18 protein-coding genes and 1 riboswitch are annotated in these 18,973 nt (G+C 72.9%); of the genes, 8 read left to right on the forward strand and 10 right to left on the reverse strand.

Annotation, left to right across the window (positions count from 1 at the left end; translation table 11 throughout):
* Window positions 1-248 precede the first annotated feature (248 nt).
* Complete coding sequence (locus AB0D01_RS14640; protein WP_363055510.1) at window positions 249-527, reverse strand: MoaD/ThiS family protein; 279 nt, start codon at window positions 525-527, stop codon at window positions 249-251.
* Window positions 528-565: 38 nt separating this feature from the next.
* Window positions 566-1,864, reverse strand: a complete 1,299-nt coding sequence (gene thrC / locus AB0D01_RS14645; RefSeq protein WP_363055511.1) for a threonine synthase — start codon at window positions 1,862-1,864, stop codon at window positions 566-568.
* Window positions 1,858-2,013, reverse strand: a riboswitch (SAM riboswitch). (Overlaps the previous gene by 7 nt.)
* 184 nt (window positions 2,014-2,197) lie before the next feature.
* Between thrC and AB0D01_RS14650 the strand changes: the two genes are divergently transcribed.
* Window positions 2,198-3,148 (forward strand): glucosyl-3-phosphoglycerate synthase, encoded by a 951-nt coding sequence (locus tag AB0D01_RS14650; RefSeq protein WP_363055512.1) that lies wholly within the window; start codon window positions 2,198-2,200, stop codon window positions 3,146-3,148.
* 173 nt (window positions 3,149-3,321) lie between these two features.
* Window positions 3,322-4,686, forward strand: coding sequence for a trehalose-6-phosphate synthase (locus AB0D01_RS14655; RefSeq protein ID WP_363055513.1), 1,365 nt, complete (start codon window positions 3,322-3,324; stop codon window positions 4,684-4,686).
* A 73-nt stretch (window positions 4,687-4,759) separates the two neighbouring features.
* Here the strand turns inward: AB0D01_RS14655 and otsB are convergent, their stop codons facing one another.
* The 3 genes from otsB to AB0D01_RS14670 are packed head-to-tail and all read right to left on the reverse strand — an operon-like array spanning window position 4,760 to window position 7,318.
* Window positions 4,760-5,608, reverse strand: coding sequence for a trehalose-phosphatase (otsB, locus tag AB0D01_RS14660; RefSeq protein WP_363055514.1), 849 nt, complete (start codon window positions 5,606-5,608; stop codon window positions 4,760-4,762).
* A 43-nt stretch (window positions 5,609-5,651) separates the two neighbouring features.
* Entirely contained in the window at window positions 5,652-5,966 is a 315-nt protein-coding gene (locus tag AB0D01_RS14665) for a DUF3263 domain-containing protein (RefSeq protein WP_363055515.1), read from the reverse strand.
* A 47-nt stretch (window positions 5,967-6,013) separates the two neighbouring features.
* On the reverse strand, window positions 6,014-7,318 hold the full coding sequence (locus AB0D01_RS14670) for an extracellular solute-binding protein (protein WP_363055516.1): 1,305 nt from the start codon (window positions 7,316-7,318) through the stop codon (window positions 6,014-6,016).
* A 211-nt stretch (window positions 7,319-7,529) separates the two neighbouring features.
* Here AB0D01_RS14670 and AB0D01_RS14675 point away from each other — a divergent pair, with 211 nt between their 5' ends.
* The 3 genes from AB0D01_RS14675 to AB0D01_RS14685 all read left to right on the forward strand — a co-directional run bounded on the left by AB0D01_RS14675 (window position 7,530) and on the right by AB0D01_RS14685 (window position 10,743).
* The gene (locus AB0D01_RS14675) at window positions 7,530-8,462 is read left to right on the forward strand and encodes an ROK family protein (protein WP_363055610.1); all 933 of its coding nucleotides are present in this window, start codon (window positions 7,530-7,532) and stop codon (window positions 8,460-8,462) included.
* Entirely contained in the window at window positions 8,462-9,613 is a 1,152-nt protein-coding gene (nagA, locus tag AB0D01_RS14680; RefSeq protein WP_363055517.1) for an N-acetylglucosamine-6-phosphate deacetylase, read from the forward strand. Before AB0D01_RS14675 ends, nagA begins: the two co-directional genes overlap by 1 nt.
* A 200-nt stretch (window positions 9,614-9,813) precedes the next feature.
* On the forward strand, window positions 9,814-10,743 hold the full coding sequence (locus tag AB0D01_RS14685) for a 1-phosphofructokinase family hexose kinase (protein WP_363055518.1): 930 nt from the start codon (window positions 9,814-9,816) through the stop codon (window positions 10,741-10,743).
* Window positions 10,744-10,887: 144 nt separating this feature from the next.
* On the opposite strand, the gene AB0D01_RS14690 is transcribed toward AB0D01_RS14685, so the two are convergent.
* Window positions 10,888-11,946, reverse strand: a complete 1,059-nt coding sequence (locus tag AB0D01_RS14690) for a CBM35 domain-containing protein (RefSeq protein ID WP_363055519.1) — start codon at window positions 11,944-11,946, stop codon at window positions 10,888-10,890.
* 68 nt (window positions 11,947-12,014) lie between these two features.
* Window positions 12,015-13,862 (reverse strand): diguanylate cyclase CdgB, encoded by a 1,848-nt coding sequence (gene cdgB / locus AB0D01_RS14695; protein ID WP_363055520.1) that lies wholly within the window; start codon window positions 13,860-13,862, stop codon window positions 12,015-12,017.
* A 304-nt stretch (window positions 13,863-14,166) separates the two neighbouring features.
* Here cdgB and AB0D01_RS14700 point away from each other — a divergent pair, with 304 nt between their 5' ends.
* Window positions 14,167-14,739, forward strand: coding sequence for a flavin reductase family protein (locus AB0D01_RS14700; protein ID WP_363055521.1), 573 nt, complete (start codon window positions 14,167-14,169; stop codon window positions 14,737-14,739).
* A 164-nt stretch (window positions 14,740-14,903) separates the two neighbouring features.
* Here AB0D01_RS14700 and arfB read toward each other — a convergent pair whose 3' ends face one another.
* On the reverse strand, window positions 14,904-15,338 hold the full coding sequence (gene arfB, locus AB0D01_RS14705) for an alternative ribosome rescue aminoacyl-tRNA hydrolase ArfB (RefSeq protein ID WP_363055522.1): 435 nt from the start codon (window positions 15,336-15,338) through the stop codon (window positions 14,904-14,906).
* A gap of 147 nt (window positions 15,339-15,485) precedes the next feature.
* Between arfB and AB0D01_RS14710 the strand changes: the two genes are divergently transcribed.
* Window positions 15,486-16,061, forward strand: a complete 576-nt coding sequence (locus AB0D01_RS14710) for a TerD family protein (protein ID WP_363055523.1) — start codon at window positions 15,486-15,488, stop codon at window positions 16,059-16,061.
* Between the two features lie 83 nt (window positions 16,062-16,144).
* Window positions 16,145-16,660 (forward strand): GNAT family N-acetyltransferase, encoded by a 516-nt coding sequence (locus AB0D01_RS14715; protein ID WP_363055524.1) that lies wholly within the window; start codon window positions 16,145-16,147, stop codon window positions 16,658-16,660.
* A gap of 76 nt (window positions 16,661-16,736) precedes the next feature.
* Here AB0D01_RS14715 and AB0D01_RS14720 read toward each other — a convergent pair whose 3' ends face one another.
* Together AB0D01_RS14720 and AB0D01_RS14725 are read right to left on the reverse strand one after the other, a co-directional pair.
* Window positions 16,737-18,161, reverse strand: a complete 1,425-nt coding sequence (locus AB0D01_RS14720; protein WP_363055525.1) for a M1 family metallopeptidase — start codon at window positions 18,159-18,161, stop codon at window positions 16,737-16,739.
* A gap of 58 nt (window positions 18,162-18,219) precedes the next feature.
* Window positions 18,220-18,771 (reverse strand): heme-binding protein, encoded by a 552-nt coding sequence (locus tag AB0D01_RS14725; RefSeq protein ID WP_363055526.1) that lies wholly within the window; start codon window positions 18,769-18,771, stop codon window positions 18,220-18,222.
* Window positions 18,772-18,973: the final 202 nt, after the last annotated feature.

Below are 18,973 nucleotides of genomic sequence, written 5' to 3' on the forward strand. Positions count from 1 at the left end.
GGAAACGTGGAAATAGAGTGAAAATCTGGCATATTCCAGGGCAACTCGGGCCTGACAATCCACGCCAAAGCCCCAAAGCGCGCGCACATGTTGACTCAATGTCAACCCTCCCGCGGCCCGCTCATATGCGGCGGGCAAGAACAGCGGAGGGGACTTCCCCAACTCTACCGCGCCCAATCAAGCAGAATTGCCCCCTCCGCTTTCGGCGGAGGGGGCAATTCTGTTTCTCGTGCGAAACGCGTGGGGCGTCAGCAGCCGCCGGCCACGGCGGGAATGATCGACACGCCGGCGCCGTCGGGCGTCGCCGTCGCGAGGCCGCCCTCGAAGCGCACGTCGTCGTCGTTCACGTAGACGTTCACGAAGCGGCGCAGCTTGCCCTGGTCGTCCAGGACGCGCGCGGCGATGCCCGGGTGGTTCTTCTCCAGGGACTCGATGACCTCGGCGAGGGTCGCGCCCTCGGCCGGGACCTCGGCGACGCCGCCGGTGTAGGTGCGCAGGATGGTGGGGATGCGGACGTTGACGCTCATGGCGCTACTGCCTTTCCGGTAGTGCGGAGGAGAAGTGGTCAGGCCAGGCCGGCGGCGCGGAACGCGTCCAGGCTCGGGCGGATGGTGGCCGTCTGACCGCTGTCCGCGGCGACCGCCTCCAAGGTCTTCAGGCCGTCGCCGGTGTTCAGGACGACGGTCGTCAGCGACGGGTCGAGCTGCCCGTTCTCGATGAGCTTCTTCGTCACGCCGACGGTCACGCCGCCCGCGGTCTCGGCGAAGATGCCCTCGGTCTGCGCGAGGATCTTGATGGCCTCGACGACCTGCTCGTCGTTCACGTCCTCGACGAAGCCGCCGGTGCGGCGCGCGATGTCCAGGACGTACGGGCCGTCCGCCGGGTTGCCGATGGCCAGCGACTTGGCGATGGTGTTCGGCTTCTGCGGGCGGACCACGTCGTGACCGGCCTTGAAGGCGGTCGAGACCGGGGAGCAGCCCTCGGCCTGGGCACCGAAGATCTTGTACGGCCGGTCCTCGACGAGACCGAGCTTGATCAGCTCCTGGAGGCCCTTGTCGATCTTCGTCAGCTGGGAGCCGGAAGCGATCGGGATCACGATCTGGTCGGGCAGGCGCCAGCCGAGCTGCTCGCAGATCTCGTACGCCAGGGTCTTGGAGCCCTCGCCGTAGTAGGGGCGCAGGTTGACGTTGACGAAGCCCCAGCCCTCGCCGAGCGGGTCGCCGATGAGCTCGGAGCAGAAGCGGTTGACGTCGTCGTAGTTGCCCTCGATGCCGACCAGGTCGCCACCGTAGACACCGGCCATGACGACCTTGCCCTGCTCCAGGTCGTGCGGGATGAACACGCAGGAACGGAAGCCGGCGCGGGCGGCGGCGGCGCCGACGGCGCCGGCCAGGTTGCCCGTGGAGGAGCAGGAGAGGGTGGTGAAGCCGAAGGCGCGGGCGGCCTCGACGGCGATGGCCACGACGCGGTCCTTGAAGGAGTGCGTCGGGTTGCCGGAGTCGTCCTTGACGTACAGCTTTCCGGTGACGCCGAGCTCCTTGGCCAGGTTGGCCGCGTCCACGAGCTTGGTGAAGCCGGGGTTCAGGCTGGGCTTGGAGGCCACGTCCGCGGGGACGGGCAGCAGGGGGGCGTAGCGCCAGATGTTGTTCGGGCCGGCCTCGATGGCGGCGCGCAGGGCCTCGGGGTCACCGGTGGGCAGGTCGTAGGAGACTTCCAGCGGTCCGAAGCACTCGGCGCACGCGAAGATCGGTCCGAGTTCGAAGCGGGTGCCGCACTCGCGACAGGAAAGACCGTTGGCCGGTCCGAGATCGACAGAGGTGGCGACAGTCTGTGCAGCCATGATGGCGAGGCCCTTTCTCCTCATCTTCCCCATGGCGCACTTCGCCATGAGACGGAATTGGCACCTTCCCTAGTCGGGGACCCCGCTGATGTCGCCGATGGCGATCGCGAGAACCGACTGGAGGGTTGCCGGGGCTTCAACGGGCCGTATCCCTCTGCCCCTCTGGATGAGCGGTATGGCGCCGGCTACCGCGCTGGAGGGCGCGCCGGTGCGTTTGTGCGCGGGACCCCCGGCATGCGGTGGTCCTTCGCGTTGTTCAAGACTGTAACCGAAGGGCCGGGCGGTTGAGACAGCCGTCCGAACGGCGAGATGGATCACATTTCGGCCGAAAACACCGAGCGTCAGGGAGTACCGACAGTGCTGGATGAGGTGGAGCGCTGGCTGGCCGACCGCTCCTGGTCCGCCGCCGACCGACCGCTCGACCAGCTGATCGAGCGGAAACGGGCCACCGGGACGACGGTCAGCGTCGTGCTGCCCGCGCTCGACGAGGAGGCCACGGTCGGGCGGATCGTCGAGGTGATCCGGCGCGATCTGATGGACGGCCCGGACCTCCCGCTGGTGGACGAGCTGGTGGTCGTCGACTCCGGGTCCACCGACCGCACGGCGGAGGTGGCGGCGAAGGCCGGCGCCCGGGTGGTGCACCGGGACGCGATCCTGCCGAGGATCGAGGCGCTGCCCGGCAAGGGCGAGGTGCTGTGGCGTTCCCTGCTGGCCACCACCGGGGAGGTCGTCTGCTTCGTCGACGCCGACCTGCGCGACTTCTCGTCCGTCTTCGTCTCCGGGATCGTCGGGCCGCTGCTGACCGACCCCGAGGTGCAGTTCGTCAAGGCGATGTACGACCGCCCGCTGGGGGACGCCCCCGGCCAGGGCGGCCGGGTGACGGAGCTGGTGGCGCGCCCGCTGCTGAACCTGCACTGGCCCCGGCTGGCCGGTTTCGTGCAGCCGCTGGGCGGCGAGTACGCCGTGCGCCGCTCCCTGCTGGAACGGTTGCCCTTCCCCGTCGGCTACGGCGTCGAGCTGGGCCTGCTCGTGGACGCGCTGCACACCGCCGGACTGGACGCGCTGGCCCAGGTGGACGTCGGCGTCCGGCTGCACCGGCACCAGGACGGGCAGGCACTGGGCCGGATGGCCGCGGCGATCTACCGCACGGCGCAGCTGCGGCTCTCGCGCGGGCATCTGGTGCGGCCGGAGCTGACGCAGTTCGAGCGGGGGCCGGACGGGTTCGTCCCGCGGACCCACCCCGTGGACACGGAGGAGCGCCCGCCGATGGTGGAGATCGCCGAGTACGCGGGGCGGTGCGTGGCCTGACCGCCGCGTGCCCGGGCCCGTGCCCCGGCGCGTCGCGGACGTCCCCGGCGCGGGCCAGGCCCCGACCGGTGCACGCGGCGGGGGCGCGCCGCCCGGGCGCGGCCGGGGGCACGGAGCGGGGGCACGAGACGTACACGAGTTTGAGCGCGGGTGCCCCGGGCTAGGTTCGCGACATGGCTTCTCAGGTACTCGTCGCCGCCAACCGCGGCCCGCTCTCGTACGCCCTCGCCGCCGACGGCACGCTCACCGCCCGGCGCGGCGGGGGCGGTCTCGTCTCCGGCCTCTCCGCCGCGCTCGCCCGGCAGCCGGAGGCCCTGTGGATCTGCGCGGCCCTGTCCGACGCCGACCGCGAGGCGGTCCGGCGGGGGGTGGCCGAGCCGGGCGTGCGGATGCTGGACATCGATCCGGGGACCTACGACGACGCGTACAACGGCATCGCGAACTCGGTGCTGTGGTTCACCCACCACCACCTGTACGACGTCCCGCGCGAGCCCGTCTTCGACGCGGAGTTCCGGCGCCGCTGGGACTCCTACGTCGCCTACAACGACGCCTTCGCCCGCGCCCTGGCCGAGGAGGCCGCCGAGGGGGCGGCCGTCCTGGTGCAGGACTACCACCTGGCGCTGGTCCCGGGCGCCCTGCACGCGCTGCGGCCCGACCTGCGGATCGCGCACTTCACGCACACCCCGTGGGCCTCCCCCGACTTCCTCGGGATGCTCCCGGACGACGTGCGCGCGCGGCTGCTGGAGGGGATGCTCGGCGCGGACGTCGTGGGCTTCCACACCGAGGCGTGGGCGGAGGCCTTCCGGGCCGGGGCGGGCGCGGCCGCGGCGGGCTCGAAGCCGGCGGTGTTCCCGCTGGGCGTGGACGGCGACGACCTGCGGGCGCTGGCGCACCGGCCGGAGGTGGACGAGAAGCTGGCGGCGCTGCGGGCGGAGGTCGGCGAGCGCAGGACGATCGTCCGCGTGGACCGCACCGAGCTGTCGAAGAACATCCTGCGCGGGCTGCTGGCCTACCGGGAGCTGCTCGTGACCCGGCCCGAGTGGCGCGAGCGGGTGGTGCACCTGGCGTCCGCCTACCCCTCGCGGCAGGACCTGGAGGTCTACCGCTCCTACACCGCGGCGGTGCGGGAGCTGGCGGCGGAGATCAACGAGGAGTTCGGCGTGCCCGGCTGGCAGCCGGTGCTGGTCTCCGTCGAGGACGACTTCGCGCGCTCGCTGGCCGCGTACCGGCTGGCGGACGTGGCCCTGGTCAACCCGGTGCGCGACGGGATGAACCTGGTCGCGAAGGAGATCCCGGTGGTGTCGGAGGCCGGCTGCGCGCTGGTCCTGTCCACGGGTGCGGGGGCGTACGAGGAACTGCGCGCGGACGCGCTGACGGTGAACCCGTACGACGTCTCGCGGACGGCGCGGGCCCTGCACGAGGCCCTGACGATGCCGGCCCCGGAACGGGCGGAGCGGACGAAGCGGCTGGCGGCGGCGGCCACGGCGCTGCCGCCGGCGACCTGGTTCGAGGCGCAGCTGGCGGCGCTCGGGCGCTGAGCGCCGCGGGTGGGCGCCCGTCCTCGGGCGCCCACGGCGGGCGGATCGGCGGGCGCCCGGGGCGGGCGGCGTCTCAGAGCGCGGCGGCCAGCGAGGCGAGGAGGGCGACGACCTCGGAGGGGCCGGACAGGACGAGGTCGGCGCGGGAGGCCAGTTCCGGGACCTCGGCGGAGCCGCTGCACACGAGCAGGCCGGGCAGGCCGTCGGCGCGGCGCTTCTCGACGGCGGAGTAGGCGGCGAGGTCGCCGAGGTCGTCGCCCGCGTAGAGGACGGCCTCGGCGCCGCGCTCCTGGAGGAACTCGGTCAGGGCGACGCCCTTGTCCATGCCGGGCGGGCGCAGTTCCAGGACGGCCCGGCCCGGCTCGACCATGAGCCCATGGCGGGCGGCCAGCTCGGTGAGGGGTTCGCGCAGGGCCGCGAAGGCCCCTTCGGGGTCCTGGGCGCGGCGGGTGTGGACGGCGAGCGCCCGGCCCTTCTCCTCGATCCAGGTGCCGCGCCAGGCGCCGATCGTGTCGAGGAAGCCGGGCAGTTCGGCGCGTACGGCCGCGACGCCCGGGTGTTCGGCGGGTGCGTGGACGATGCCGCTGACGGCGTCCCAGCGTTCGGCGCCGTAGTGGCCGAGGACCACGAGGTGTTCGAGGCCGGGTACTCCGGCGAAGCCCCCGTGGCGGACGGCGACGCCGGCGGGTCGGCCGGTGACGACGGCGACCGCGGCGACCTTCGGGGCGAGGGCGGCGAGCGCGGCCACGGCGTCGGGGTGGGCGCGGGCCTGGTCGGGGTCGGGGACGATGTCGGCGAGGGTGCCGTCGAAGTCGAGGGCGATCACGGCCCCGCGCGGTGCGCGGAGGAGGGCTTCGAGTCCCTCGCGGCCGGCCGCGGTGGTGGGCACGGGCATCGGCGGATCGTGCGGATGGCTCCCCATGCGTTCGACCCTACCGGGGTCGGGCGGGGACGCCCACCCCTTCTCAGCGGCGGGCCCGCCGGCCCTCGCGGATGCGCCGGAGGCGGTTGACGGTGCCCGGGGCGTGTTCGAGCGCGCGTGGATCGTCCATCAAGGCGTTGAGCAGCTGGTAGTACCGCACGGGGGTCAGGCCGAGGCCCTCGCGTATCGCCCGTTCCTTGGCGCCGGGGCCGGGCCAGGTACGGGCTTCGTACGCCAGTACGGCGGTCTCGACGGCGGTCAGCGCGGCGGGCCCGGGCGCTCCCGGCCCCGCCCCCGCTCCCGCCTCTGCCGCCGCTCCCGCCCCCGTCTCCGCTTCCTCGCGCCCGTCGTCCGTCATACGGCCAGATTAACGGCGGGCGCCGACAGCGCCGGCGGGGGACCGGTTCAGCGGTCGCCGTCGGCCTTGCGGGCCTTGAGCGCGATCTCCTCCAGGACCTTCCCGGGGTTGCCGCCGGGCTGGACGACCTGTCCGATGTTCTGCTTCACGTCCTCGCTGACGCCGGCCCAGGACTTCTTGCCGACCGGGTACAGCTTGGAGTTCGGCAGGGCGGCGAGGAAGGTCTTCAGCTGGGCGGCGGACCCGCCCGAACTGGCCTCCATGGCCCGGTACCCGCTGGTGGTGACCGGCAGGAGGTCGTACTTGTTGGTGAAGGTGGTCACGTTCTTCGCGGAGAAGAGGTGGTCCAGGAACTTCCCGGACTCCTTGCGGTGGCCGTTCTTGAAGGCCATGACCCAGTCGGCGACGCCCATCGCGGAGTGGTCGGTGCCGTCGGTGGTGGGCGGCTGGACCATGCCGAACTTCACACCCTTGCCGGCGGCCTGCTTGAGCAGCGTGGGGTGGCCGTTGAGCATGCCGACCTCGCCGCGCGTGAAGGCGTCGAAGGCGGCCTGGCGGTCCAGCTTGCCGGGCTCGACGGGGCCGGTCAGGCCCTGGCCGACCAGCTTGTCGCGCAGGAACTCGAAGGCCTTCACGTTCTCCGGGGAGTCGATCTGGTAGGCGTCCTCGTTGTCGGTGTAGCCACCGCCGCCGGAGAGCATCCACATCATCGACTCGGCCTGGGCCTCCTCGCGGCCCAGCGGCACGGCGAAGGGGGTGGGGACGCCGGCGGTCTTCAGCTTCTTGGCCGCCGCCTCCAGGTCCGCCCAGGTCTTCGGCTGCCAGGGGGCGGTGCTGTCCTTGGGTATGACGCCGGCGTCGCCGAGCAGCTTCTGGTTGTAGAAGAGCAGGCGGGTGCTGGCGACGAAGGGCATGCCGTACTGGACGCGCTTGACCTTGCCGGCGTCGGCCAGGGGCGCGAGGAAGTCGGCCTCGGTGGTGACGGAGAGCAGTTCGTCGGTGGTGTAGAGCTTGCCGGCCTCCGCGTAGTCGGCGTAGGCGCCGATCTGCGCGATGTCGGGGGCCTTGCCCTCCTTGACCATGGCGGCGACCTTGGCGTCGACCTCGGACCAGGAGTAGACGCTGACCTCGACGTGGACGTTCGGGTTGTCCTTCTCGAAGGACGCGGCGAGGTCCTTCCAGTAGCCGGCGGAGGAGTTCTGCGGATTGTCGCCGTAGTCGGCCGCCACGACCCGGAGGGTCACCTCGTTGTCCCCCGTGAGACCCGACACGGTTCCGCAACCGGTCAGCGTCACGGCGGTCAGGCACAGCACGGCCCCGGTGGCGGCCAGGCTCAGGTAACGGCCCTTCACGGTTCTCGATCCACCCCTTGTTGTACGTACGATTCGACGTAAGGTCTACACCACTTTGCCGTCGCCTCCACATCCGGAACGCCGTCACGCGGCGGACTGTGTCCGGACCGTGTCCGGAGAGCGGTCCTGATTTGTATGGTCACTCAACAATTCCCCCCATTGGACTAGACCTTTCCCCGCCGAGCACGCGAGACTGTCCTCTGTGAAACCCGTGAAACACGTCATCGCCCTCGATGTGGGCGGCACCGGGATGAAGGCCGCCCTCATCGCCGGCGACGGCACCCTGCTGCACGAGGCACGCCGCGCCACCGGCCGCTCCCGGGGCGCGGAGGCCGTCGTCGAGACGATCCTCGACTTCGCCGCCGAACTCCTCGCACTCGGCGCCGAACGCTTCGGGGCGACCGCCTCGGCCGCCGGCGTCGCCGTACCCGGCATCGTCGACGCCGAAGCGGGGATCGCCGTCTACGCGGCGAACCTCGGCTGGCGCGACGTACCGCTGCGCGACATGCTCAGCAGACGCCTCGGAGGCATCCCCGTGGCCCTCGGCCACGACGTGCGCACGGGCGGTCTCGCCGAAGGCCGCATCGGCGCCGGACAGGGCGCCGACCGTTTCCTCTTCGTCCCCCTCGGCACCGGCATCGCCGGCGCCATCGGGATCGCCGGCCTCATCGAGGCCGGCGCCCACGGCTACGCCGGCGAGATCGGGCACATCGTGGTCCGCCCCGGCGGACCCGAGTGCGGCTGCGGGCAGCGCGGCTGCCTGGAGACCCTCGCCTCCGCCTCCGCCGTCTCCCGCGCCTGGGCCGCCGCCTCCGGCGACCCCGAGGCGGACGCGGCGGACTGCGCCAAGGCCGTGGAGTCCGGCGACGCCCGGGCCCGCGAGGTGTGGCTGGCCGCCATCGGCGCGCTCGCCGACGGCCTCGTCACGGCGATCACCCTGCTGGACCCCCGCACGCTGATCATCGGTGGCGGGCTCGCCGAGGCGGGGGAAACCTTGTTCACACCACTACGGACGGCCGTCGAGGAACGCGTGACGTTCCAACGACTGCCCGAGATCGTTCCGGCGGCCCTCGGGGACACGGCCGGATGCCTGGGCGCAGGGCTGCTCGCCTGGGACCTACTCGCCACGGAGGTACCTGCCTGATGTCCGGAAGCGCACACAGCACCGTTCTCTCCGGCGCCAGGGTGGTGCTGCCCACCGGGACCGTCGCCAACGGCAGGGTCATCGTCGAGGGCGCCCGGATCGCCGGCAGCGCCCACGAGGGCGCCGACGTCGTCGACCTCTCGGGGCACTGGATCGTCCCCGGCTTCGTCGACATGCACAACCACGGCGGCGGCGGCGCCTCCTTCACCTCCGGCACCGCCGAGGAGGTCCTCCAGGGCGTCCGCACCCACCGCGAACACGGCACCACCACCCTCGTCGCCTCCACCGTCACCGGCGAACTCGACGAACTGGCCCGCCGCGCCGCCCTGCTCGCCGAACTGACGCAGGCGGGCGAGATCGCCGGCATCCACTTCGAGGGCCCCTTCATCAACGCCTGCCGCAAGGGCGCGCACAAGGAGGACCTGCTGCGCGACCCCGACCCGGCCGAGGTCCGCAAGCTCGTCGACGCCGCGCACGGCGCCGCCCGCATGTTCACCCTCGCCACCGAACTGCCCGGCGGACTGGACTCCGTACGCCTGCTCGCCGAGCACGGCGTCATCGCCGCCATCGGCCACACGGACTCCACCTACGACCAGACCCGCCAGGCCATCGACGCCGGCGCCACCGTCGCCACGCACCTCTACAACGCCATGCCGGGCCTCGAACACCGCGCGCCGGGACCGATCGCGGCGCTGCTGGAGGACGAGCGGGTCACCGTCGAGCTCATCAACGACGGCACCCACCTGCACCCCGCCATGCTGGAGCTGGCCTTCCACCACGCGGGCGCCCACCGCGTCGCGCTGATCACCGACGCGATGGACGCGGCCGGCTTCGGCGACGGGATCTACCACCTCGGCCCGCTGGAGGTCGAGGTCAAGCAGGGCGTCGCCCGCCTCGTGGAGGGCGGCTCCATCGCCGGCTCCACCCTCACCCTGGACACCGCCTTCAAGCGGTCCGTCACCGTCGACCGGCTGCCGGTGGAATCCGTGGTCCAGGCGATCTCCGCCAACCCGGCCAAGCTCATCGGCCTCTACGACGAGGTCGGCTCGCTGGACCCCGGCAAGTACGCCGACCTCGTCGTCCTCGACGAGGCCTTCGACCTCAAGGGAGTCATGCGGCGCGGCGAATGGATCGTCAAGCCGACCGTCTGACCGGCCCCTTCGCCGACCGACGGCGCCACCGAGGCGCCACAGGTGCACCACCGGGGCGCCCGGTCGGCGGGCGGTCGGCGCCCTTTCGGCTGCCTTTCGACGGCTTTCGGCCGTACGGAGCGGGGCGGCGGGCCCACGGGACTGGGCCCGCCGCCCCGTATTTGGCATGATCCCGGCATTCACCGAGACCGGGGCTGACCATGATCCTCACCGTGACGCTCAACACCGCACTCGATGTCACCCACCGGGTGCCGCGACTGCTCCCGCACACCTCCCACCGGGTCACCGGTGTCACCGAACGCCCCGGCGGAAAGGGCCTGAACGTGGCCCGGGTCCTCGCCGCGCTCGGCCACGAGGTGACGGCCACGGGCTTCGCGGGCGGACCGACCGGCGCCCTCGTCCGCGAACTCCTGGCCGACGGCACGGGCGTCGTCGACGCCCTCGTCCCCTGCGCGGGCGCCACCCGCCGCACCCTGGCCGTGGTCGACGAAACCACCGGCGACACCACGCAGTTCAACGAACCCGGCCCCCAGATCGACCCCGCCGAATGGGCCGCCTTCCTCCACCGCTACACCGAACTCGCCGCGAGGGCCCGCGCGGTCGCCCTGTGCGGCAGCCTGCCGCCCGGCGTACCCGTCGGCGCCTACGCGCTCCTCGTCCGCGCCGCCCGCGCGGCCGGCGCCGCCCCGGTGCTCCTCGACACCAGCGGCGAGGCCCTGCGCCGGGGAGTCGCCGCCCGACCGGAGATCATCAAGCCGAACGCCGCCGAACTGGCCGAACTCACCGGCTCCCGCGACCCGCTCCCCGCCACCCGCGCCGCCCGCCGGCGCGGCGCGCACGCGGTGGTCACCTCCCTGGGCCCCGCCGGACTCCTCGCCGCCACCCCCGACGGCACCTGGCGGGCGACCCCGCCGCGCCCCCTGTCCGGCAACCCGACCGGCGCGGGCGACTCCGCCGTGGCCGGCCTCCTGTCGGGCCTCGCCGAGGACCTCCCCTGGCCCGCGCGCCTGACCCGCGCGGTCGCCCTCTCGGCGGCCACCGTCCGCTCCGCCACCGCCGGCGACTTCGACCCCGGCACCTACGAGGAGATCGCCCCGCAGATCACGGCCGTCCCGCTGCCGGCCCCGTAGCCCGCGCCCGAGGCGACCGGCGCCCCGCGCGACCGGCGCGGGAACGGCCGGCACGGGAACGGCCGCGGCGGGAACGACGGAGGGGGAGACGCACCCGGTGCGTCTCCCCCTCGTCGCGTCCGTCGCCGACGGGCCGGTCGGCCGTCAGCCCCGGGACCAGCCCGAGCCCAGGCGCAGCTGGTCGAATATGGCCTCGCACTGGTTGCCGGCCTCACACGAGATCTTCATCGTGTTCGTGCCCTTCTTGAGGGTGATGAAGGCGAAGGTCCGGGTCCAGCCCTTGTCCCAGGCGCCCGCCTCGGCCTTGGAGAAGTTGGCCAGGTTCAGCGACTGCGTCGGGCTCTGCCCGTTGACCGTCAGCGTGACCTTCGCGTCCTTGCCCGGCACCGCGTAGTTGACGTGCAGCGTGTACTCGCCGCCCTCGGGCACGTCCGCGGTCCAGGTCAGCGCGGCGCCCGTCTGGTTGAAGTTGCCGACGTACTGGCCGCCGGAACTCTTCGAACCCGGAACGGAGTTCTGGAGCAGCGCGCCACCGGTCAGCGCCATGCCGCTGCCGGCCGCCTCCCCCTTGGGGAGCGGGACCTGCGAGGCCTCGGGCGAGGCCGAGTTCTGCGGGGCGGACGGGTCCTGCTTCGGCGGCACCGGCTGCCCCGACTGGGAGGCGGCCTGGTCCTTGCCCTTGTCCTTGTCGTTGTCCTTGCCGAAGACCACCGCCGCGCCGATGCCGATGCCGATCGCACCGACCACGGCGACCGCCGCGATGATCAGGCCCTTGCGGCTGGACCCGCCGCCCGCGCCGCGCGCACCGCGCCCGCCGCCGCCGTGACCGCCGCCACGCGGGGGCGGGGTCGGCTGGGAGTACTGCTGCTGCTGGGGAACGCCGTACCCGCCGGCCTGGAGCGTCTCGGGGGCCTGGTACTGCGCCTGGTAGGCCGGACCCTGCTGCTGGGGCGGCACCGCCCCGCGCTGGCCGCCGTACGTCCGCTCGCCGACGGTGCGGACCTGGTTGTAGGAGGTACGGGGCACGCCGGGCTGGACCCCGGGCTGCCCTGCGCCCGTCGGGCCCGGGTAGCCGTATCCACCGCCCTGACCGGGCGGGGTGGCTCCGGCGGCCTGGCCGTCCGCGTAGAGGTAGCCGAACGGATCGTCGTCCTCGGGCTGGTTCGCCCCACCGTGCGGGCCGTTGTTCGCGGGCGTCGTCATCGCAGGTCACTCCTTTCGACCCCCGGGAGCCTACCCCGAACACGTGCACCCACGGGTGGCCGTTCCACTCAGCCGGCGCGACGGTGCGCCTTGGAGCGCGACCGCTTCTCGATGTACATCCGCTGGTCGGCCGAGCGCAGCACCTCGTCCGCGGACATCCCGCAGCTCGCCCAGCCGATCCCGAAACTCGCCCCCACGCGGACCGCCCGGCCGTCCACGCGGATCGGCGGGATGATCGCGTTGCGCAGCCGCACGGCGAGATCGGCGGCGTCCGCCGCGCCCAGCCCGTCGGCGAGGACGACGAACTCGTCACCACCCAGCCGGGCGACGGTGTCACCGTCCCTGACGCAGGTCGTCAACCGGCGGGCCACCTCGATCAGGACCGCGTCGCCCGTGTGGTGCCCGAACCGGTCGTTGATCGACTTGAAGCCGTCGAGGTCGCAGAAGAGCACAGCGAGCCCCTTCGTGCCGTCGTCGATGTCCGTGGAGGGCGCGACGGTGTGCACGTGGTGGTCGTACGGGCCGCCGTCCACCCGGTCCGGGCTGCCCGTCGGCACGGCGCCGGGGAAGTCGAAGGCGTCCCCGCCGCTCCCGGGGTAGCCGCCGGTCCCGGGGTAGCCGGCCGTCCCGGGGTAGCCGGCCGCCGCCTCGCCCGGGCCCGTGTGCGGATCGGCGCCCGCGCCCTCGCCGTATCCGGGGTATCCGGGGTGGCCGCCGTATCCGGGGTGGCCGGGGTGGCCGCCGTATCCGCCGTGTTCCCCGGTGCCGGCGGCCGCGCCGGGGCGTGCCTCGAAGGCCGCGTCCAGGGCCTCGACGGCGGTGGCCCGCGCGGAGGACTGGGGCCGCCTGCACAGGCGGGCGCCGAGGCGGGCGCGCAGCTCGGCGCTGTTGGGCAGGCCGGTCAGGGAGTCGTGGCTGGCGCGGTGCGCGAGCTGGAGCTCGTGCCGTTTGCGTTCCTCGATGTCCTCGACGTGCGTCAGAAGGAAGCGGGGGCCGTCGGCCGCGTCGGCGACGACGGAGTTGCGCAGCGAGACCCACACGTACGTGCCGTCGCGCCGCCCGAGGCGCAGCTCGGCCCGACCGCCCTCGGCGGAGGTGCGCAGCAGGGTGCCGATGTCCTCGGGGTGGACGAGGTCGGAGAAGGAGTAGCGGCGCAGGACGGAGGCGGGGCGGCCGAGCAGGCGGCAGAGCGCGTCGTTGGTGCGCAGCAGCCGGCCGTGCTGGTCGCCGCCCATCTCGGCGATGGCCATGCCGCTGGGCGCGTACTCGAAGGCCTGCCGGAACGACTCCTCGCTGGCGCGCAGCGCCTGCTGCTCGCGCTCCAGCCGGACCAGGGCGCGCTGCATGTTCGCGCGCAGCCGCGCGTTGCTGATCGCAATCGCGGCCTGGAAGGCGTACATCTGGAGCGCCTCGCGCCCCCACGCGCCGGGGCGGCGCCCGTTGCGCGGTCTGTCCACCGAGATGACACCCAGAAGTTCCCCGCCCGTCGCGTACATGGGGGCGTAGAGGCGGTCCTCGGGATGCCATTCGTCCTCGAACCGCGGGTCGGGGCCGTCGGTGTGCCACTGGGGCACGTCGTCCTCCAGCAGGACCCAGCCCTCGGTGTGCGGGATGAAGCGCAGGCCGTCCCAGTCCTCGCCCATGGCCAGCCGGCGTTCCCAGGAGGGGCGCGATCCGACGCGGCCGGTGATCAGGGCCTCGGCGGCCGGGTCACCTGCGAAGGCGGCGACGACGAGGTCCCCGTCGGGGCGTACGAGATTGACACAGGCGAGTTCGTATCCGAGGCCCTTCACGATGCCGTCGACGACGGTCTGAAGGGTGTCGGCCAGGCTCCGGGCGGTGTTGAGCTCGGCCACCACCTGGTGCAGCTGCCGCAAGGTCGCAAGACGGACGTACGGCTCCGACTCGGTCTCCATTGCTCGCTCTCCCCGAGACCTCGACAGCAACTCCAGGTTTGTCATCGGCGTTTCGTTGCGGTGTCCCGTCCACTGAATCACAGTGAGCTGCGCGGCACGTACACAGGGTCAACAAATCTTGCTCTCTGTGACTCAAGTCACATGAGATGAATAACAGGGCGCGCTGCGGGCGGTGTTGGGTGGGAGCGCTCCCGCTCGTTCTCGCGAGCAAACGATACGCCCGGGGGCCTAGGACGGGAGGTGGGGCGCGGCTCGGACCTCGGCCCGATGTGCCCGGCGCGCGTTCGGCACTAGCGTTCGGGTCGTGCCGAACACGACCGTTGATACGACCGCAGCACCGACCGTCACCCCCCATCCTGAGGGGGTGAGCAACGACGAGTTCCGGGCCGCCATGTCCCGACTGGCGGCGGGCGTGTGCCTGATCACCGCGCACGAACCGCCCCTGACGGCCGGCGGGCCGCGCGGGGAGGACGTCGGGATGACCGCCACCGCGTTCTTGTCGGTGTCGCTGGAACCCCCGCTGGTGCTGGTCAGCGTCCGGGAGGGGTCCCGGATGGACGACCTGCTGGCGGAGCAGCCGCTGTGGGCGGTGTCGGTCCTCGCGGAGGGCCAGGTCCAGGTCGCGGGACGGTTCGCCATGAAGAACCGGATCAGTGACCGACTGCTGTTCGAGAACCTGCCGCACGTACGGGGCGAGGTGTCGGGGGCGCTGCTGATGACGGACGCGCTGGCCACGCTGGAGTGCCGTACGGAGTCCCGCGTCACGGCCGGGGACCACACCCTGGTGATCGGCCGCGTCCTGCGCGCCGCCGTGCCCACCCCGGAGGCGCCGCCGCTGACCTACTTCCGCGGCCGCTACCGGCACCTGGCCCCGTAGGACCGGACGCCCCGGCTCACGGCCGCGGCGCCACCGGGCCGCGGCGTCGCCCGTCTCGGCGTCGCCCGTCTCGGCGTGCGGATCAAGAGGCGCGGCGGGCCGGTCACGTGGCGCGGCCCGGACGCCGGCCGGCGCGGCGGCGGGTCACCGGCGCGGCGGGCCGGTCACCAGTCGCGGCCGGTGCGGCCCCGCTTCGTCTCGGCGCGGGCCTTCTTCTCCCGCAGCCGTCGTTCGTTGATGCCGCGGGGGATCTTCGTGGCGCGGCGGGCCTTCGGCGGCGGCGCCGTCGCCTCCGCGAGCAGCGAGGCCAGCCGCACCATCGCCATCTCCCGGTTGCGCAGCTGCGAGCGGTGCTCGGAGGCCCGTACCGTCACCACCCCGTCCACCAGGCGGGACGCCAACCGCTCCAGGGCCCTCGCCTTCCACACCTCCGGCAGCGCGTTCGTCGCCGCCAGGTCGAACAACAGCTCCGCCCGCGAGTCCGAGGTGTTCACGTGCTGCCCGCCCGGCCCCGAGGAACGCGAGAAACGCCAGGCGAGCTCCCGCTCGGGGAGCACGACGGAACCGCGGATGACATAGGGACCAGGCATGCCCCCCATCATCGGCCCCCGTCGGCCGGCCGTCACCCATATTTCCGGGCCGGTCGGCCCCGTCGGAACCTGACGGCCCCCTCCCCGCGTTATGAAGGACAGCGGTAACTTGACCCCACATCGAGGTCATGTGACGAGGAAGGGACACCAGTCAAAATGGCAGTAAGCCTGTCCAAGGGCGGCAACGTCTCGCTCACGAAGGAGGCCCCCGGCCTCAGCGCCGTCACGGTCGGCCTGGGCTGGGACGTCCGTACGACGACCGGTGTCGACTTCGACCTGGACGCCTCCGCCATCGCGGTCAACCCCACGGGCAAGGTCGTCTCGGACGGCCACTTCGTGTTCTTCAACAACAAGTCCACCCCGGACCAGACCATCGTGCACACCGGTGACAACCGCACCGGCGAGGGCGCGGGCGACGACGAGGCCATCAACGTCAACCTCGCCGGCCTGCCCGCCGACGTCGACAAGATCGTCTTCCCGGTCTCGATCTACGACGCCGAGGCCCGCAGCCAGAACTTCGGCCAGGTCCGCAACGCCTACATCCGCGTCGTGAACCAGGCCGGCGGCGCCGAGATCGCCCGCTACGACCTCTCCGAGGACGCCGCCACCGAGACCGCCATGGTCTTCGGCGAGCTCTACCGCAACGGCGCGGAGTGGAAGTTCCGCGCGGTCGGCCAGGGGTACGCCTCCGGCCTCACCGGCATCGCCCAGGACTTCGGCGTCAACGTCTGATCCAGGCGATCGCCCCACCCGGGCGACACCTCGGCGAAGCCCCCCGCCCCGCTCGGGCGGGGGGCTTCGCTACCGTTCGAGGGGTGATCATCCAACCGCTCGTCCCCGCGGACGGCGCCCTGCCCGGACCGGTCCTCACGGAGATCGCCGCCCTCTACGCGACGAACCACGCGTTCTTCGAGCTCAGCGGCGACTTCCCCGACCCGGGCCGCATCACCGTCGAGCAGGTCGCCGCGGCCCTCGCCGACGAGCTCGCCCACGAAGGCGCCGAGGTCCTCCTCGCCCGCTCCGCCGGCCGCCTCGTCGCCCTGGCCGTCACCCTGGCGCACCATCCCGACCCCGCCGCCGCGGACCCGGACCCCTGGATCGGCCTGCTGCTCGTCGACGCCACCGCCCACCGCGAGGGCCACGGCCGCACCGTCGCCGGCCTGGTCGAGGACCGCTTCCGCGCCGCCGGACGCACCGGCGTACGACTCGCCGTACTGGAGGCCAACACCACCGGCCTCGCCTTCTGGCGCACCCTGGGCTACACCCCCCTGCGACAGGCCCGGGACCGCGAACGGGGCCGCCCCTGCACCGTGCTGCGCAAACCCCTCTGACCCCCGCACTCCCGGCCGCGCACCCGCGACGCCCCGCGACACTCCGCGATACTCCGCGACGCCCCCCGACCGGCCGCTACGGGGCCTTCGGGCGCCCCTCCCCGTACAACCACACGTCCCAGACCCGCTTCAGGTCGTGCCCCGTACGCCGCTGCGCGTACGCCGTGAAGTCCGCCGTGCTCGCGTTGCCGTGCCGGTGGTCCGCGGCCCAACCCCGCAACAGGTCGAAGAACTTCTCGTCCCCGACCTCCTGCCGGATCCGGTGCAACACCATCGCCCCCCGCACGTACACCGGCTCGTCGGAGATGTGGTCCGCGCCCGGCGGATCGGCCGGCGGGAACGCCGCCCAGTCACCGTCCGCCCCCGGATCCACGGACGTGTCACCGGCCAGGAAGGCCTCGAAGCGACGCTGCGCGCTCACCCCGCCGTGATCCTCCGCCCACAACCACTCCGCGTACGTCGCGAAGCCCTCGTTGAGCCACATGTCCTTCCAGGACTTCGGCGACACCGAGTTCCCGAACCACTGGTGCGCCAACTCGTGCAGGACCAGCGTCTCGTCCGGCGCCCCCGAGTAGACCGGCTTGGTCTGCGTCTCCAACGCGTACCCCAGCGTCTCGGACGGCATCACGATCGCCCCGACCGTACCGAAGGGGTACGGGCCGAAGCGCCCGCTCCCCCACTCCACGATCTCCGAGGTCTTCGCCAGCGCCGCCGCACTGCCGGCCTCCTCCTCGGGAGAGACCGCGTTGTAGACGGCGACCCCGGACGGGGTGCTCCCCGTCGTCACCTTGAAGGGCCCCACCGCGGCGGTGACCAGGTAGCTCGCCATCGGCTCGCGGCTGCGCCAGGCGAACGCCGTCCGCCCCTCCCCCACCCCGGTACGCGAGGCCAACTCACCGTTGGACACCGCCTCGTACCCCTCGGGCACGGTGAGGGTGACGTCGTACGTCGCCTTGTCGCTCGGATGGTGGTTGCCCGGGAACCAACCCATCGACCCGACCGGCTCACCGACGGCCACCGCCCCGTCGTCGGTGGTGATCCAGCCCTCCTCGGACCCGTCCGGATCCACCACGGGCTTCGGACGGCCGTGGTACTCGACCTCCGTACGGAAGACCTCGCCCTTCTTCAGGTCCTCCGCCGGACGCACCGTCAACTCGTTCCCGGTGCGGTTGTACCGGGCCGCGACGCCCTCCACCCGCACCGCGTCGACCTTGAGCCCGCTGAGGTCCAGGTTGAAGGAACTGAGCCCCTGCTCGGCACGGGCCGTCAACACCGCCGTACCGCGCAGCTCCCCGTCGGCGGGGTCGTAGTCCAGGTCGAGGGCGTAGTGCTCGACCTGGTAGCCGCCGTTGCCCGCCCGCGGGAAGTACGGGTCCCGCAGCCCGGACGCACCGGGCCGCCCCTGCACCGTGGCGCCCGTACACCCGCTCGCCAGAGCGGCGAGGGCGAGCAGGACGGCGACGGCGGGGGCGGCGAGACGGGGCACTGCGCGGTGGTCCACGGGTTCGATCCTAAGCGGGCGCGCGGGGCCCGCCCGTGGACCGACCGCGACCCGTCCCCTACTTGCCGAGCGAGTCGACGCCCGCCTTGGCGAACTTCTCGTCCAGGTCACCGCTGGGGGCGCCGGCCACGCCGACACCGGCCACCGGCGCGCCCTTGGCCTGCACCGGGACGCCACCGCCGAGGAAGAGGGTGCCGGGGATGTCCTTCAGGTTCGGGGCCTGCGCGAGACGACCCGCGAGCACCGAGGTCGGGGCGTTCCAGGACACGGCGGTGTAGGCCTTGCGCTGGGCCGACTCGTAGGACTGCGGGCCGGCGCCGTCACCGCGCAGGGTCACGACCGTGTTGCCGTTGCGGTCCACGACCGCGACCGTCACCTTCTGGTTCTCCTTCTCGGCCGCGCCCAGCGCCGCCCGGGCGGCACGGGTCGCGGCGTCGATGGTCAGGTGCGTGGAGGTGGTGAAGTTCTTGTCGTCGTCCTTCTTCGCCGCCGCCTGGACGGGGGCCGACTCCGGCGCGGGAGTGGCGCTCGCGCTGACCGCCCCGAAGGCGCCGGCCCCGAGGGCGACGGCGAGAGCGGTACCGGTGAGGACGCGGGTGCGGATGTTCATGTCTGCTCCTGGCTGGGGCTGGTCATCGGCTCGACCGGCTACGTTCCAAGCCTGACCCCGCGACCGGCACCGCCCCGTCGCCGTACCGGCTCCCGACGGCGACCGCACCGGTTGACGCGGGGGTCAACCGATCGGCCGATGCGCGACACCCCCCGCCGGCGTCTCCTGGAGGGATCCCCCCGCCCGGGCCCCGTACCGCCCG

Source organism: Streptomyces sp. NPDC048606 (assembly GCF_040650855.1).
In the GTDB taxonomy this organism is placed as follows: domain Bacteria; phylum Actinomycetota; class Actinomycetes; order Streptomycetales; family Streptomycetaceae; genus Streptomyces.